Raw genomic sequence first — 15,420 nt, 5'->3', positions numbered from 1 at the left:
TCAACGAGAAATCCCTCAGATGCACGATACTTAATTTCCTTTCTTGGGAACAATGCTTAATTTACACCACTTTGACCCTTAACTGAACCGTATTGAGACCAGAGGCAAACGCAGACTCGTTGGCGCAGCCTCTCGTAAAGTTTTTTAACCAGCGTAGGCGGGTAAAGCCCAATATGCTTGGGTTAAGGACAGGACTTACCCAAAATTAAGAAAGAACGAACCACAAAGGGCGTATAGACACGTACTCCTACGGAGAAGCAAGCTACGCGGAGCGTCTCGTAAAGCCTGCGGCATAGCTTCTCTACGAGACGCTATGCGAACGCTTAGGGCGCAGTCTCTCCAAGAGTTGAGAAGTGGCTGACCGCAGAGTAGGACACGAAGAAATAAGAGTTTCAGAGAGTTTTGGCGTAAGTCCTTAAAGGTTTTTGGCGCTAACTGAACTGTATTGGGGTAAAGCCTCGTGTAGACGAGCCAGTGCGTTGGGCGGGCAATGCCCGACTTGTACCCCTACGGGGATCTTGCTAGCAAATGCGTCTCCCAATGTGAGAAGCAACTGGCGTGCGGTTTCTAACCACCCTTTTAGCGTTAAGTTGACACCAATGCACAGCTGTGCGCCCCTACTACATGTTCCATTCGTAGACTTTGCCGCCAAAAATCCTTGGCGTTCAGCTTGAAAAGAAATTTAATGAAGAAACTCAGCCATTCTTTCCACAGCAGTTTCTAACAAAGCTGGCTCATGCACCAAAGCAAAGCGGACATACCCTTCCCCAGATTTGCCAAAACCAGCACCTGGGGAAGCGGCTACACCAGTTTGTTTGACTAGCTGGGTACAAAATTCTATAGAGTTTTGACTCCAAGGTGAGGGCAATTTTGCCCAGATATACATTGTGGCTTTGGGAGTAGGAACATTCCAGCCAATCCGGTGTAAAGCAGTGATGAAAGCATCACGGCGCTGCTGGAAAGTAGCAATAGCAGATTTTACCCCAACTTGAGGGCCAGTTAGGGCAGCGATCGCACCATTCAAAATCCCCCGATACTGATTAAAATCAACAGCGGCTTTTACTTGGCGTAAGGCGTTAATTAACTGGGCATTACCGATGGCGTAGCCAATGCGGAAGCCGCCCATATTGTAGGACTTGGAAAGGGTGAAAAATTCAATCGAGACGCTTTTGTCTGGATCAGCTTGCAGAATCGAGGGAACGAGGGATTTTGGATTGGGAAGATTCTTCTCCCAGTCCCCAGTCCCCTGAAATACCAAATCTACGTAGGGGAAATCGTGAACCAAGGCAAGATTGTGTTGTTGACAAAAGGCGACAGCTTCTTGGAAGAATGATATTGGAGCGATCGCAGCCGTGGGATTGTGAGGATAACTTAATACCATCATCCGCGACTGAGCCAAGACTGGGGCAGGAATATCAGCAAACACTGGTAAAAAAGCGTTTTCTTCCCGTAGTGGCATTGGGTAGATTTGACCACTGGCTAGGTAGACTCCCCCGGCATGAGAGGGGTAACCTGGATCGAGTAACAGGGCAAAATCTCCTGGATTGAGTAAAGCTAGGGGTAAATGGGCTGTGCCTTCTTGAGAACCAATCAGAGGTAGTACCTCAGTTTGGGGATCGACTTTGACGCCAAATTTCTGTTCGTACCAGTTGGCTGCGGCTTGGCGAAACCCAAAAGTACCGTTAAACAGCAGATAGCCGTGGGTACTGCGATCGTGGAGAGATTGGGCGATTGCCTCGATGACGTGTGCCTCGGCTGGTAAATCAGAAGACCCTAACGACAAATCAATTACTTGTTGTCCAGCTACCAAAGCGACTGCCTTGGCTCTGTCCATATCAGCAAATACATTAGATTGCAGGGGTTGTAAACGCTTTGCAAATTGCATATTAGTCAAGAGTCAAGAGTCAATTAGAGGCAGGGGGCAGGGGGGAAACAAGACCGCCCTACAAGGGGGCAGGGCATGAACCTCACTTCGGCAATGCTGAGTAACCTCGTCAAATATCAGAAGATTCCGCCCCCTTGTAGGCGGCTCGTACCAAAAATCCTTTTTCACCCTTGCCTCTTTTGGTCAAGGGTGAAAAACTCTTGGTATTTTGACTATGGACTTTAATATTCACTAATGACTAATTACTATTTAAGTGCGTATCTAGGATGCTAAGTAATTTTTCTTTGCTGATGACTCCCTCAGTAGATTCTAATAGTTTGTCTCCTTGAAATAGTCTCAGGGCTGGCACGCCTTCCACTTGGTACTGCTTAACAGTGAGTGGGTTGGGGTCAATTTCCATTTTAACGATTTTGAGGCGATCGCTATATTTGGTAGCAGCTGAGTTAATTACGGGCGGCATCAATTGACAAGGCCCACACCAGGAAGCCCAAAAGTAAACTAATACAGGCTGTTCAGCTTTTAACACTTCTGTTTCAAACTCAGCATCAGTTATGGTGGTGATTACAGCCTTACTCATTGCAGTCTCCATCAGGTGGCGATCAAAGTTGGCACACACAATACTTTATCCCAAAGTAGTCAATAGTTATTAGGACTGTTAACTATTGACTACGAATTTTATATTTTAGATTTTTTGGTTCATACCCTGTCCCAAACAACTCTTGGAGACGCTAACGCGAACGTCCCACAAAGCTTTCATGGGCGAAACAAATCCAAAATCGTTCGACTGAGCGTTCGCAAGAGCGTCTCTAAGAGTTGCCGAAGTCCGAAATCGTTCGACTGAGGGACTTGTACCGAGGTAAGTCGAGGTAAACCGAAGTCCAAAATCCAAAATTGGTTGACTAATGACGTAAAATCCCACAGCCAACAGGCGTGGGACTGGCTCAAAATTTGTTTTCTGGCAATTATTACAGCTGATCCAATTGCTTGCGTAGGGAATCCAACTCGGCATCAACTACCTCATTAGACTTAGCAGCAGTGGTTTGTTGTTGCGGTGGCAGTTGGGGTTGACTTACTGGAGTAGCGGGTGGTAACATTTGCGCTTTCAAAGCTGCCAACTCATCATCAACATCGCTACCACCTTCCAACTGGGCAAATTGGGTTTCTAAATCTGCACCTGCTAACTCTCCTTGTGCCTGCGCCCGGGCTTCTTGCATTAAGACTTTTTCTTCCATCCGCTCGAAGGCAGACATTGCACTGCTGGTATTCATCCCACGCACCATGCCTTGGAGTTGCTCTTGGGCTTTGGCAGTAGTGATTCTAGCTCTGAGCATTTCTTTCTTGGTCTTAGCCTCAGAAATCTTGCTTTCCAGCTGGATTAAATTGCGCTTGAGGGTTTCAACTTGAGTGCTTTGGGTATCCAAACTAGCTTTGAGGGCGGCGCTGGTGTCAGTATAAGTCTTCTTGCGCTCTAGAGCTTGTCGGGCTAAATTTTCATCACCTTTTTGCACCGCCAGTTGGGCATTGCGTTGCCACTTATTGATTTCATTTTGGGCATCATTGTACTGTTTCTCGCTGCGTTTTTGGGCGGCGATCGTCTGGGCTACTCCCTGACGCAGCTGAACCAAGTCTTCCTGCATTTCCAGGATGGCTTGTTCTAGCATTTTTTCAGGGTCTTCGGCTTTGTTAACCAGGTCGTTGAGGTTAGAACTAACTACTCGCTTAATCCGATCGAATAATCCCATAACTTTGTTTTTCCTTGTGTGGTTTACGCTTTTAGTTGGACAGTTAGCTTTTTTACTTTTTAATAGCCACCTATTTCAATGTAATCTTTCCGGTTTGGATCGGTACCTCCCAACAACTCTTAATTGTTAACTCAGAACTTGCACCAGTCCCCATAACAGCTTTGGAATGAATTCTAAGGCTTATAGCTAAACTCTTCTAAAGAAGACTGAGTGAGGGTTGTAGTCCAGCAAGCGTGGACTTGCACTATTAGCTAGAGATTATTTATTCTCTGGCGGGATATGGGGCAGGCGCAAGATAGAAGTTAAGATATTTCCTGCGGCAACTACCCAAACTTCAAGAGTCCTGAGTTTTGGGTAACTCCTGTTGGGGAGGCTGCCCTATCTTCTGGTTCTCATGGGTGAGGAGACTGTTGTGCTGTGTGTTTTCTGCCTGGTTTAAAACCTGTACCTTCATCGCTGCCAATTCGGCATCCACATTATTAGTAGATTCCAAGGAAGTAAATTGTGTTTCCAAGTCGTCGCTACCGAGTTGAGCTATTGCTTCTGATTTAGCTTCTATCTGCAAAACTTTTTCTTCCATGCGCTCAAAGGCATTCAGACTGCTGGTGGCAGAAACTGTGCCAAGCATTTCCTGGAGGCGATAAGACGCTTCAGCAGAACGGGCGCGAGCAATATACATATCTTTTTTAGTTTTCGCCTCGGCAATTTTTAACTCTAGCGATCGCATATCCTTTTTTAGCCTAGCTACTATATCGTTTTGCTGCTCTATCTGGGAAAAGATGGCTGTAGTGGTTTCTTTATAAGCTTGGCGCTTAGTCAAAGCTTCGCGTGCTAGAGGTTCGTTGCCTTGTTGCAGAGCCAATTGGGCGCGGCGATACCATTCTTCTGTTTGAGAGTTGGCAGCGGCTGCCTGTCGTTCGGTGCGTTTCTGGGTAGCGATCGCTTGTGCTACACCCTGCCGCAACCGCACCAGATTTTCCTGCATCTCTAGGACAGTTTGCTCCAGAATTTTTTCTGGATCTTCTGCACTGCCGATTAAACTATTGAGATTAGCGCGAATCACCCGCAGGATACGCTTGATTAATTCCATGTCGGCTCTCCATTCACGAAATTCAGTGCTGAGTAATGAGTTTTGATAATTACTCATCACCGCATATTATGTGGATGCCACATCCCAACTAACTTTGTGCTGAGTATTAAGACTCCTGACTTAACCAAGAGGATGCCAAAAGTGGTAGATACGGCAACGCGGATAATTAAAATGTCCTCGTGTCCCCGTATCCTGTTTACACAAGACTCAGCAATTATGACTCAGGACTGTTATCTCATGGTATCGTAGATTTTTGCAACTTATGGCTGCTGAACCCGTGCCTTAATTCCCTTTACCTGTAACAATTGCATCTGTTGTTTTACTTGCTCTTTAGTCTTAAAAGCACCGAGATAAATCAATTGTTTGTTGGATGATAAATAAGCATCACCAACTACTTGCCGGGCTGAGGCAAAAGCCTCTCCTTTATTATCTATGACTACATGATAGAACCCATCTGTTCCTGGTTTGATTTCTGCATTCGGCTTTGGTGAGGTTGCGATTGGCTTGGGCGAGGTTTTTGTCGGTGAAGTGGGAGGTAAATTCCGGAGGGGCAAGGGCTGTAGCGTCGGTACTGGTGCTAAGGCGATTGGATTTGTCGGTTTTAGGGCTGTGTTGGGGTTAGGCAATGCCGCTTGAGGATTTGCGGGGTTTTGGGGAACGACTGGATTAGGCACTACTGCGAGGGTTGGTTGGACTTTGGGTTTTAAGCCAACTACATCATTGGGGTCTTTCACCTCAGGAAATTCTTGGGCAGCTAGATTGGGATACTTGGGTATAGATGTGCTTGGTGGCTGGATCTGAGATTGGACATTACTCTCAACTTCTTCAGTATTTTCTGGTGTGGGAGACGAGTTGCCGTTAAACAACTTGCCTAAATTCCACTGTGACAAACTTTTGGGATTGAATAATACATAACCCAAGGTAAGACTCGCTATCAATAGCAGCAACATCGAGCCGATACCCAAAGGTGATAGCAGACTGTCGCTATAATTGCTTGGTTTCTTGGTTTCTGGTTGTTCTTCTGTGAGACTTCGCAGCAGTGCTTCACTAGATTCCAAATAGTCATCTGGGTGCTTAGGGGTGTCATCTGGCTGCAAAAGATTTTTGCTCTTGGTATCTTTAACGACTGCTGGCACGATGCTGCTACTAAAGTTGGGCGGCGGTGGTGGAAGTTGAGTTTGTGTTTTAGGAGAATCGGAGGTGGAGGACACATTAAGATTATTTAGTTCCTCAGTCTTTGCCGTAGCTGGCACTGGGTTCTTTTGAGGATTCACAGCTAGAGAAGATGTGGGTGGTTCGTCAATTTTTGCCGTAGCTGGCGTTGAGGTTGGATTCACGGGTACAGATGCAGGCGGCACGTTGGTTTTAATTTGCGTTGCTGATGAGTAAGTTGTGCCCGATGTTGTCGGAATGGCAGTCAACGGTTGGGGTTGGCTGCTCATATAACTTACAACATGGGGCTGGTTTGATGACACCAAACCAGTTCGTGTGCGTCGATATCGAGCTAACTCTTGATCTAGCGGCACCTCTAAACTCGCTAGTGCTGCTGCAAGTGCTGGTTTCAACCCAGGTTTTTTAGACGATTGAGTAGTGGAATCGTTTAGGGGGTTTTGAGTCATTGCCTCTGTGCCTCAAACGGAGATTGCTGAAATTAATTTGAGATATATTTGTGACAATAGTAGCGAAAATTATCTAAATAGATAGACTGAGGATTGGGCACTTGTACTGAGCGAACGCAAGAGCATCTCGTAGAGAAGCCGTTGGCGTAGCCTCTCCAAGAGTTGTATTGGGCATTGGAGATTAGAAAAGAGAGATTTTCAGGCTTTGTTGTGAACGATAGTTCATGGGAGTCTATCTTGGAAATAGGGTATGGGGCAGTGAGGGGAGTAGTGGGAGAACTCCTCACTGCTCACTCCTCACGGGCTAAACCATAGCTATCCACTAACAGCACTTTTAATGATGTCGTTGAAATCAATTAATGATATTTTAGGCGTTCTGGAAAAGCAGGCTAAATGGCAGGAGCAACCATTTCAACGCCTGCTCAAGTGTTGGGCAGAAGTTGTTGGGCCAGTGGTTGCCGCACATACTCGACCATTGTCGATTCAGCGCGATGTTTTGTGGGTAGCAACTTCTAGTGCTGCTTGGGCGCAAAACTTGACTTTTGGTCGCACGTCTCTGCTTTTAAAGTTGAATAAAAAGCTGCCAACGCCTTTAGTTGATATTCGCTTCTCTACTGCTGGCTGGCAGAATCCATCTGTGGAGAGAAAACAGCAACAAACGGTTTCGCCCGATGAGCATCCCAGTTACCTTGGTGATGAGATTAGCCGCCCTGATGTTACACCCACCAAGGATGTAAATGCTGCTTTTGGGCATTGGGGTAAGATCATGCGATCGCGATCGCATGGCTTACCCCTTTGTCCCCAGTGTGAATCTCCCACCCCACCCGGTGAACTCCAGCGCTGGGCAGTCTGTTCTGTCTGTGCTGCTAAACAGTTTTGAAGGGAGTCAATCCTGACCTAAATTAAAAGCAAAATAGTTTAGCGATTATTCGTTAAGCAGAATTTATTCTGAAGTAATTTGCTGCTGCCACATGGAAAAGTTCTGATTATTGATAAAAAATATATTTAACTGCTAAAGTATGCCGAATGTGGTATGAAAAGCGGACTATTTATCTGAAATTCTATCCGTGAAGCCATTCTTAAGGAGGAAGTTAAAAGGCTGGATAAATCAAAAGTTTTGGTTTTAGTCTTGATCCCTAATAATTTTTCGCCAAAATCCATAGCTAACCACTCTCGGAATTATTTAAATATATAACAAGAATATAAAAACATAATGAAGTTTATTTATTCCTTGGGATCGCTGAAACCTAGATAAAATAAGGGTTTTTTGGCTTTTATCCGTATTTATATATAGAAGCAAAATGGAAGAATGAAATTCAGCCAGAAACGGCACTAAAGATCAATCCAAATGAAACCCATTAAATTTTTAGCATCTGCCTGTAAATATTGCCGTCATTACCAGCCAGAAGGTCGTCGTGGCGGAACCTGCCAGCAGTTGGGAGCACCAGTTCAAGCTAGTTGGAAGGCTTGTCCTTTGGCGCTCGCACCTTTTGCACCTTCTTGGGAAACCTTGGAAGATGCTTGGGGTTTGCCAGATGCAGCCCCAGTTTTAACATCTTCTCAATCCCTAGCCTCAGATTTAGACAATGCTGCTCTTGCCCCTGTAGAGGAAACAGCTGCCTCTATATCTGAACAGGTAAAGACTAAAGCAGTGGTTATTTAGTCATTCATTATTACTGAATTGAGTTTGTAGTTTTCTATAAGATTTGTTTTTAAGATTTTTAGTGCTGTAAAAGTTGACATCTACAAAAATCGCACCTCACTAAAGGGTGCGATTTTTGCAATTTTAAGGTAACCAAGGAAAAGAGCGGAAATCTGGCGGACGCTTTTCAAGAAAGGCTTGTTTGCCCTCAGACCCCTCTTCTGTCATGTAATAGAGTAGGGTGGCATTGCCAGCAAGTTCTTGTAAACCAGCTTGTCCGTCACAATCAGCATTGAAAGCGGCTTTGAGACACCGAATTGCGATCGGACTTTTTTCTAAAATCTCTTGCGCCCATTGAATACCTTCCGCTTCTAGTTGTTCCACTGGGACAACGCAATTAATTAAGCCCATTTCTAGAGCTTGTTGGGCATCATATTGGCGGCAGAGAAACCAAATTTCTCTAGCTTTTTTTTGTCCGACAATGCGGGCGAGATAGCTGGCTCCAAAACCACCGTCGAAACTGCCGACTTTGGGGCCTGTCTGTCCAAAAATGGCGTTATCGGCGGCGATGGTAAGGTCGCAAATCAAGTGTAGGACATGTCCACCACCGATCGCATATCCAGCTACTAAAGCAATTACCACTTTCGGCATGGAACGAATCAGGCGTTGTAAGTCCAGCACATTCAACCGGGGGATGCCAGTTTCGTCCACATAACCCGCATGTCCCCGCACACTTTGATCGCCACCAGAACAGAAGGCATATTTGCCATCAGTGTGTGGGCCATATCCAGTAAATAGGACAACACCTATAGTAGTATCTTCACGAGCATCAGAGAAAGCGTCGTACAGTTCAAAGACAGTTTTGGGACGGAAGGCATTGCGTTTGTGGGGGCGGTTGATGGTGATTTTAGCGATGCCATCGTTTTTTTGATACAGAATATCTTCGTAGGTTTTGGCAGTTTCCCAGTTAATTTGCATTGGTATGGAGTGCGCTGTTGTGCTTGAGAATTTTATCGCGGTCTTAGGGAGAAGCGATACCTGCGGCGGTCACTGAGCGGCTGGTGAGCGCAGTCGAACCATGCCGAAGTGTGGGCTACGCCTACGCTAAAATTGGTGTCTCAGTCCTTTACAATCTGGTAATTGTCTGGGTGTTGAGGAATAAAAATGCGACGTGACACCATCTTCTACAAATTATTTAAGCAATTTCCCGGTTTGCTGTTTGAATTAGTAGATGAACCACCCCCAGAAGCGGAAAACTACCAGTTTGAATCAGTTGAGGTGAAAGAAACGGCGTTTCGGATTGATGGAGTATTTTTACCTCCGGCTAATGCAGTTTCCAAAACCGTCTTTTTTGCAGAAGTGCAGTTTCAGAAAGACCAAGATCTATATCACCGCTTTTTTAGCGAATTGTTTTTGTTTCTCTACCGCCACTCTATCCGTTACGATGACTGGTTTGGGGTGTTAATCTTTGGTTCTCGCAGTCTTGAACCTTCTTCCTCTTCGATTCACCGTGCTTTGTTAGAAAGTGGTCAAGTCAGGCGGGTTTATCTGAATGAGTTGGGGGATTTGCGACAACAACCTTTAGGATTGGGTTTGATGTTGCTGACAAATATTACCTCTGAAACTGAAGCAGTTGAAGGGGCGCGGTTTTTGCTGGAGCAAGCACGGCAACAGTCGGAACAAGCGATAATTGATTTAGTGACGACGATTATCGTCTACAAGTTTTCTACCCTAAGTCGAGAGGAGATTGCAGCAATGTTGGGACTAAATCTGGAAGAACCACGGGCTATTCTGGAAGCGAAGGAAGAAGGACGAGAGGAAGGAAAGGTCGAAGGAAAAGTAGAAGGAAAGGTCGAAGGAGAAAGAACGATCCTTTTACGACAATTAAATCGGCGCGTGGGTAATATTCCTGATGCGCTTCTGTCCCAGATTCAAGGGTTATCGGTGGAACAGTTGGAAGCTTTAGGTGATGCTTTGTTGGATTTCTCTACTCTTGCTGATTTGGAAAGGTGGTTACAAGGTGAAGTAAGCGGGTAAGTTTCACGTAGAGGAGAAGGCGATCGCACTCCGGGAAAAGGGCTATAGTCACAACAGAAGCTACTGACTGCGAGCTAGTTTTAGAGATTTATGACATTCATGTTAAACAAATTAGTAGTACCCTTTGTTAACGCAAGATAAAATAAAACATCGAGTTGTCAAATTTGTGAGGCTAGCTCTAGCTATGGTCTGTAAAGATATTTTTATGTTTGTAGATGAAACTGGTAATGACGATAAACAATCAAATATTCTAGCGGTTGCCTGTATTACAACAACTCATCCTGATTATTTAAAAAAACAAATAGATATATTAAAAAAAAATATTTTAGGCGATCCTTACTTACAAGCAGTACCAAGTATTCAAACTTCTTTTTTGAAAAAGGGTTTCCATTATTGTGAAGACCACAATGAGGTTAGAATAAAATTTCTTGAGCTTATTCAACAATTACCTTTTAAGGGATATATTTGTTATCAAAATAAAGAAAATGATTTTGATCCTAGTATAGGATATGACTGGTATGATAGTATGTTCGGTCGTCTTATGTTTGAGCGACTTCGCGCTAACCATGATGCAAATATCCGAATATGCTTTGAACAGCAGGGTAGCCAAGTTGGGAATCGTTTGAAAGAAATACAAGGCATCATTAACCGATTGGTTGAAGAAATTCAGTTAGTTGATGAAGTTGAGTTTCCAGTTAGTCCTAAAATTATTAGCGGTAGCAAGAATGAAGTCCGTTTAGCCATAGCAGATTATGTTGCTGCAATTTTTAGAGAGCACGTGGCATTTGGGATAGGTCAACCCGCTAGTTGGCAAGCTCGAAATTTTGACAAAATTCGACCGAAAATCAGATTGATTCATCAGTATAGAACAGATGAATTTTTTACAAGCAAGCACCCATTCCCCTAGAAAATTAAAAATCAACTGTTTTATGAGTACTCTGTGCTATGCTTATCATGGTTCTAGAGGCGTAAAATTTTTGTGGGTGCGAGTCGTACCCGTTTTAAAACACCTCACAGTGTAACTATTCCCTTACTCCTCTAGAACTATTTACAATGATTAATATAGATTTCACAACTATAGAAGAAATTAGTCAAATTGAAATAGCATTTGGTTGTTCAATAGGCTTTATTCAAACGGTACTTGATAAACCTTCTTTATTTTATGATCAACTGCAAATTCCTAAAAAAGGACGGGGTCAAAAGGGAAAATACCGAATTGTTTACAAAGTAGAGGATGAACTTAATCTACTCCAGAAGAATATAGCTACAGTTATTAATTCAAAAGTTTCATTTCCTGAATATGTTCAAGGATTTGTTAGTAAGCGTTCAATTGCAACAAATGCATCTTTGCATCTTAGTAAAAAATATGTTTTAAATATTGACATTAAAGATTTTTTCGACACTATTCACCAGCAACAAGTTTGCGAAGTTTTTAATAACCTGAGGTGTGTAGACAAAATAGCAGATGTATTTGCTCAGTTATGTACTTTTAACCAACATTTAGTTCAAGGTTCTAGTACCAGTCCTGTATTAGCAAATTTAGTATGTCAACAGTTAGATGAAGCTTTTGTAGATTTAGCAAAACAATATAATTGCTCCTACTCTAGATATGCTGATGATATTACTTTTTCAGGGGAGAAAACGCCTGGAAAAAAAGAAATAAAAAGATGCTTAAAAAATTATGGGTTTGAGTTGAACTCAAATAAGTGGAAGTCTCAATCGCGAGGTCGATCACAATATGTAACTGGGCTAACTGTTTTCGATACTACAATGCCTCGTATATCAAAGTCCCTAAAAAGAATCTTGCGGCAAATTTTATACTACGCTTCTAAATACGGATTAGAGAATCATCTAGACAGAGTTCATGATTTTAACCATAAAAATATGCGTTACGATATAAACACAATTGATGGATTGATAGCTTTCATGTATTCAGTAGAGCCAAATCGGGCTTTGCAGCTTGATATGGAATGGCAAAGAATTCTCAACGCTCAAGAAGCAGAAGAGGCAGAAAGTTCAAGTCGCAAGAGAAAACGCAACCCAGAAGTTATCTTTGCTCGTCGTTCTAAACTATAGACAAAACTGGGCGCTAAACTTCCCTAAATTCTCTTGTCGCCACTTTGCATCTGCTTTGCGATTTGTCCGCAATTCTAAAACCCTTATTCCCGTAATTGGGAGCAGGTTTAATTTTTGCTGTAACTGCTCCCAAGAAATAATTAATTCATGCTCGACATTATAAGTAGCGCACAACTGAGCAAAATCAATATCCTGGGGAGTGCCGAAAAACTCTTCAAATGCTGGATCAAACTTGGCAATGGGTAACATTTCAAAAATCCCACCGCCATTGTTGTTGATTAACACAATCGTCAGATGCCCAACAAACTTATTGCGGATTAAAAAACCATTGGTGTCATGCAACAGTGCTAAATCTCCCGTTAAGATCACACTACTTTGCTGACGATGGGCAATTCCTAAAGCTGTGGATAATGTGCCATCAATACCATTTGCACCCCGGTTAAAGTGCGATCGCACTCCTAAATTATTCGGTTTCCAGAAATATTCCACATCCCGCACAGGCATACTATTGGCAATAAATAGAGGCGTTCCTGGCGGTAAAATCTGAGAAATTAACCAAGCCGCTTTACTCTCAATTATTTCATCTATTTTCCCCATCGTCTGGTCAACAACTAACCTGACTTTAGCTTCCGCATCACACCATTTCTTTCCATAGTCTGAGGAGAAAGATAAATTTCTCTCCTCTGCCTTTATATCTTCTACAGATATCCGTAAATACGTTGTCCTCCCGTGCAAAGGGTCTAGGTTTTGGTCGCTCTTGTCAATTATCCAGCGTCGGGGTTGGGTTGCATCTATCCAAGTACGCAGTTCTTTACTCGTAGGCATTTCTCCCACCTGAATCACCATTTCGGGCGCTAACTGCTTTGCTAGTTGCTGATTTCGCAAAATCAGGTCATAAGTGGAAATCAAATAAGGGTTGAGTTCGGCATAATTTCTCACTGGGGAGAGTCCCTCAGCTAGCACGGGCCATTTGAGAGTTTGGGAAAGTTGCGCGATCGCTCCACAATATTCCTGTGGTTGCTGTGGTTGGGCAACACCTGCGATAATAATGCCGCGATCGCATTCCTTCCATTCTTTGGGAATAGAGAATCGAGAATGCGGAATTGCAAATGGGGTGGTGTTTACTATTCCTGCGAAGAAGTCTTCTGGTTGAAACTGTGATTGCAAATAACTCAAGTCAGTTCCATCAGGAACAGGCGCTAAGGGATCGCGAAAGGGAATATTCAAATGTACTGGCCCCTTCGTAGGAGTTTGCGCCCTTTCCCAGCTATGAATTACCATTTGTCGCAGGTAAGCTAGCATTCCCAGATCAGCGGAGGGTAAGGCTAACTCTGTTTGCCAATTTGGGTAGTTTCCATATAATCTCAATTGATCTATAGTTTGCCCAGAGTGACAATCTCGCAATTCTGGCGGTCTATCGGTAGTTAACACCAACAGTGGTACGCGACTATATGAGGCTTCAATGACTGCTGAATAAAAATTTGCTCCTGCTGTACCAGAGGTGCAAACTAGTACCACAGGGCGTCCGGTTGCTTGAGCTTGTCCCAAAGCAAAAAAGGCGGCGGAACGTTCATCGAGAATGGAAATCGCTTCAATCTCAGGTACTTGTTGAGCAAAGGCGACTGCTAAGGGTGTAGAGCGTGAGCCAGGACAAATGATCGCACAACTCAATCCCAACCGCTTTAGCGTCTCTGTTAAGATATAAGCCCAAAGTTGATTAACATTCCTATAAGCGATCGGTATTAAATCAAACATAGCTATAAAACAATCTTAAATTTTAGATTTTTTCTAAGGAAATTCAATTTAAAATCCATTTGGGAAAGTTGAGCAAACAGAAGACCGAAGGAGGGAAGCCGAACCTCGGAACTTCCAAAGCAGCTTGACCTCAAGGTGGATTACAAGCCTGACAATTCAGGTTATCTGGAAAAGCCAACGTGAAACCTAACTCCCCAGCCCCCAACCCTTGTAGAGTTGGGAGAGAATTCAAAGCCTCTCCCTTAAAAGGGGAGAGGAATGGAAATGAGGTTTTCCAACACTGCTACGCGAGTTTGTGAGAAAGAAAATCTCCAAGCAAACTTGCTCCACTTTCTACAAAATGCACAATTTGCTCTCAAACTTTTATGGACTGCATTCATTTAACGGGAATTCGCTGCTATGGTTACACTGGGTATCTGCCAGAAGAAAAGGTGCTAGGACAATGGTTTGAGGTGGATGTAAGGTTATGGTTGGATATCTCCACAGCAGCCAAGACTGACGCGATCAAAGACACTTTAGATTATCGCAGTGTCATTAGCTTGATACAACATCTGGTCAAAACGTCTAAATTTGCTTTGATAGAGAAATTGGTAACAACGATCACAGATTCTATTCTCCAAGAATGCGATCGTGTAACCCAAGTCCAAGTCACTCTAAGTAAACCTGCTGCACCTATTCCAGACTTTAGTGGCAAAATTAGCATTGAACTAACTAAAAGTAAGTCCAATCTCTAAAGCACAAAATGTGTTTTTTTAAATATCTATAAGCCAGCAAAGAAAGGGGGTTTAAGTAAGTCGGCACGATAAAAACCATGTATATTTAGTTTTGTAAAAACTGTGGAATGATCAATTTTTTAGCTATTCGCTGATTTTATATTTACTCACATTGCTTGATTTTTTAACGCCAACTTACTTACGTAGATCGTGGAAGTATATCAAGAGAATCTTTCCTCCGATTACCCCCAGCACCCGCTCATTACCAAAAAATTAAAAAATCCCGTGATCTGCTGATGAGCATTTAACTTGTATATTTTCAGATCACAGGATTTGTGATTAAGTATTAACCAGAAGCGATGAGTAGTTCTAAGTAACACCATTTCACTCACTATTCAAAATTTAAGATAGTTTCAGACTGTAATTTAGACCCAGGCTGAGACAAAAACTATTTGTAGACAAAGCAGTATTAAACTCTTTAAGTGCAAATAAGGATTAATTTTTAGTAGTAATTTAGGGAATGAATATTATTATATATAAAATACAGTATATGATTTTTCTTAACTTACATAAAAATCATATACTGTAATTTTATGAACTTTTCTTATTGATTAATTTTTACATCAATTCTAAGTATAATATTTATACTTCTCTAAAGAAAAGCTATTACATATTTTTGAAAATCACTTTATAATTACTGATAATTATACACTAATTTATACGTGATCTTGATGACATGATATTAACTGTATAAACTAATCATAATTAGGTTTGACAAGCACAAAAATTCTAGTAGGTTAATAACACGTTATTTGCTTATTAGTCAGTATTTACATGAAGACAGGTAGTTACAGATTGTTT

The 15,420-nt window shown here is 42.7% G+C and carries 13 protein-coding genes; 6 read left to right on the top strand and 7 right to left on the bottom strand.

The window, feature by feature from the left end:
* Positions 1 to 682: 682 nt before the first annotated feature.
* The 5 genes from V7K49_RS26835 to V7K49_RS26815 all read right to left on the bottom strand — a co-directional run bounded on the left by V7K49_RS26835 (position 683) and on the right by V7K49_RS26815 (position 6,336).
* Positions 683 to 1,885 carry an LL-diaminopimelate aminotransferase gene (locus V7K49_RS26835; protein ID WP_335208346.1) on the bottom strand — a complete coding sequence of 401 codons (1,203 nt, stop codon included), beginning with the start codon at positions 1,883 to 1,885 and terminating at the stop codon, positions 683 to 685.
* A 238-nt stretch (positions 1,886 to 2,123) separates the two neighbouring features.
* Positions 2,124 to 2,462 (bottom strand): thioredoxin family protein, encoded by a 339-nt coding sequence (locus V7K49_RS26830; RefSeq protein ID WP_273763720.1) that lies wholly within the window; start codon positions 2,460 to 2,462, stop codon positions 2,124 to 2,126.
* 388 nt (positions 2,463 to 2,850) lie between these two features.
* Entirely contained in the window at positions 2,851 to 3,627 is a 777-nt protein-coding gene (locus V7K49_RS26825) for a PspA/IM30 family protein (protein ID WP_273763718.1), read from the bottom strand.
* Between the two features lie 334 nt (positions 3,628 to 3,961).
* On the bottom strand, positions 3,962 to 4,717 hold the full coding sequence (locus V7K49_RS26820; protein WP_335208344.1) for a PspA/IM30 family protein: 756 nt from the start codon (positions 4,715 to 4,717) through the stop codon (positions 3,962 to 3,964).
* 260 nt (positions 4,718 to 4,977) lie between these two features.
* Positions 4,978 to 6,336, bottom strand: a complete 1,359-nt coding sequence (locus tag V7K49_RS26815; protein ID WP_335208339.1) for a hypothetical protein — start codon at positions 6,334 to 6,336, stop codon at positions 4,978 to 4,980.
* A 340-nt stretch (positions 6,337 to 6,676) separates the two neighbouring features.
* Here V7K49_RS26815 and V7K49_RS26810 point away from each other — a divergent pair, with 340 nt between their 5' ends.
* Together V7K49_RS26810 and V7K49_RS26805 are read left to right on the top strand one after the other, a co-directional pair.
* On the top strand, positions 6,677 to 7,216 hold the full coding sequence (locus V7K49_RS26810; RefSeq protein ID WP_335208342.1) for a DUF721 domain-containing protein: 540 nt from the start codon (positions 6,677 to 6,679) through the stop codon (positions 7,214 to 7,216).
* Between the two features lie 468 nt (positions 7,217 to 7,684).
* Entirely contained in the window at positions 7,685 to 7,999 is a 315-nt protein-coding gene (locus V7K49_RS26805) for a hypothetical protein (RefSeq protein ID WP_335028113.1), read from the top strand.
* Positions 8,000 to 8,122: 123 nt separating this feature from the next.
* Here V7K49_RS26805 and menB read toward each other — a convergent pair whose 3' ends face one another.
* On the bottom strand, positions 8,123 to 8,956 hold the full coding sequence (gene menB / locus V7K49_RS26800; RefSeq protein ID WP_335071694.1) for a 1,4-dihydroxy-2-naphthoyl-CoA synthase: 834 nt from the start codon (positions 8,954 to 8,956) through the stop codon (positions 8,123 to 8,125).
* Positions 8,957 to 9,142: 186 nt separating this feature from the next.
* On the opposite strand from menB, the gene V7K49_RS26795 reads away from it, so the two are divergent.
* From V7K49_RS26795 to V7K49_RS26785, 3 genes are all read left to right on the top strand, one after another.
* A complete protein-coding gene (locus V7K49_RS26795; RefSeq protein WP_335208337.1) occupies positions 9,143 to 10,015 on the top strand; it encodes an Rpn family recombination-promoting nuclease/putative transposase in 873 nt (290 codons plus the stop codon).
* Between the two features lie 124 nt (positions 10,016 to 10,139).
* A complete protein-coding gene (locus V7K49_RS26790; RefSeq protein ID WP_335208335.1) occupies positions 10,140 to 10,922 on the top strand; it encodes a DUF3800 domain-containing protein in 783 nt (260 codons plus the stop codon).
* A gap of 146 nt (positions 10,923 to 11,068) precedes the next feature.
* On the top strand, positions 11,069 to 12,091 hold the full coding sequence (locus V7K49_RS26785; protein ID WP_335208334.1) for a reverse transcriptase family protein: 1,023 nt from the start codon (positions 11,069 to 11,071) through the stop codon (positions 12,089 to 12,091).
* Here the strand turns inward: V7K49_RS26785 and menD are convergent.
* Positions 12,086 to 13,846: a 2-succinyl-5-enolpyruvyl-6-hydroxy-3-cyclohexene-1-carboxylic-acid synthase gene (menD, locus tag V7K49_RS26780; protein WP_335208333.1), complete on the bottom strand. Its 1,761-nt coding sequence runs from the start codon at positions 13,844 to 13,846 to the stop codon at positions 12,086 to 12,088. The two genes, V7K49_RS26785 and menD, sit on opposite strands and share 6 nt — an antisense overlap.
* Positions 13,847 to 14,211: 365 nt before the next feature.
* On the opposite strand from menD, the gene folB reads away from it, so the two are divergent.
* The gene (gene folB / locus V7K49_RS26775) at positions 14,212 to 14,580 is read left to right on the top strand and encodes a dihydroneopterin aldolase (RefSeq protein WP_335208332.1); all 369 of its coding nucleotides are present in this window, start codon (positions 14,212 to 14,214) and stop codon (positions 14,578 to 14,580) included.
* Positions 14,581 to 15,420: the final 840 nt, after the last annotated feature.

Origin of the sequence: Nostoc sp., from assembly GCF_036919675.1 — a bacterium.
In the GTDB taxonomy this organism is placed as follows: domain Bacteria; phylum Cyanobacteriota; class Cyanobacteriia; order Cyanobacteriales; family Nostocaceae; genus Nostoc.
This window is presented reverse-complemented; position numbering and strand designations above follow the sequence as displayed.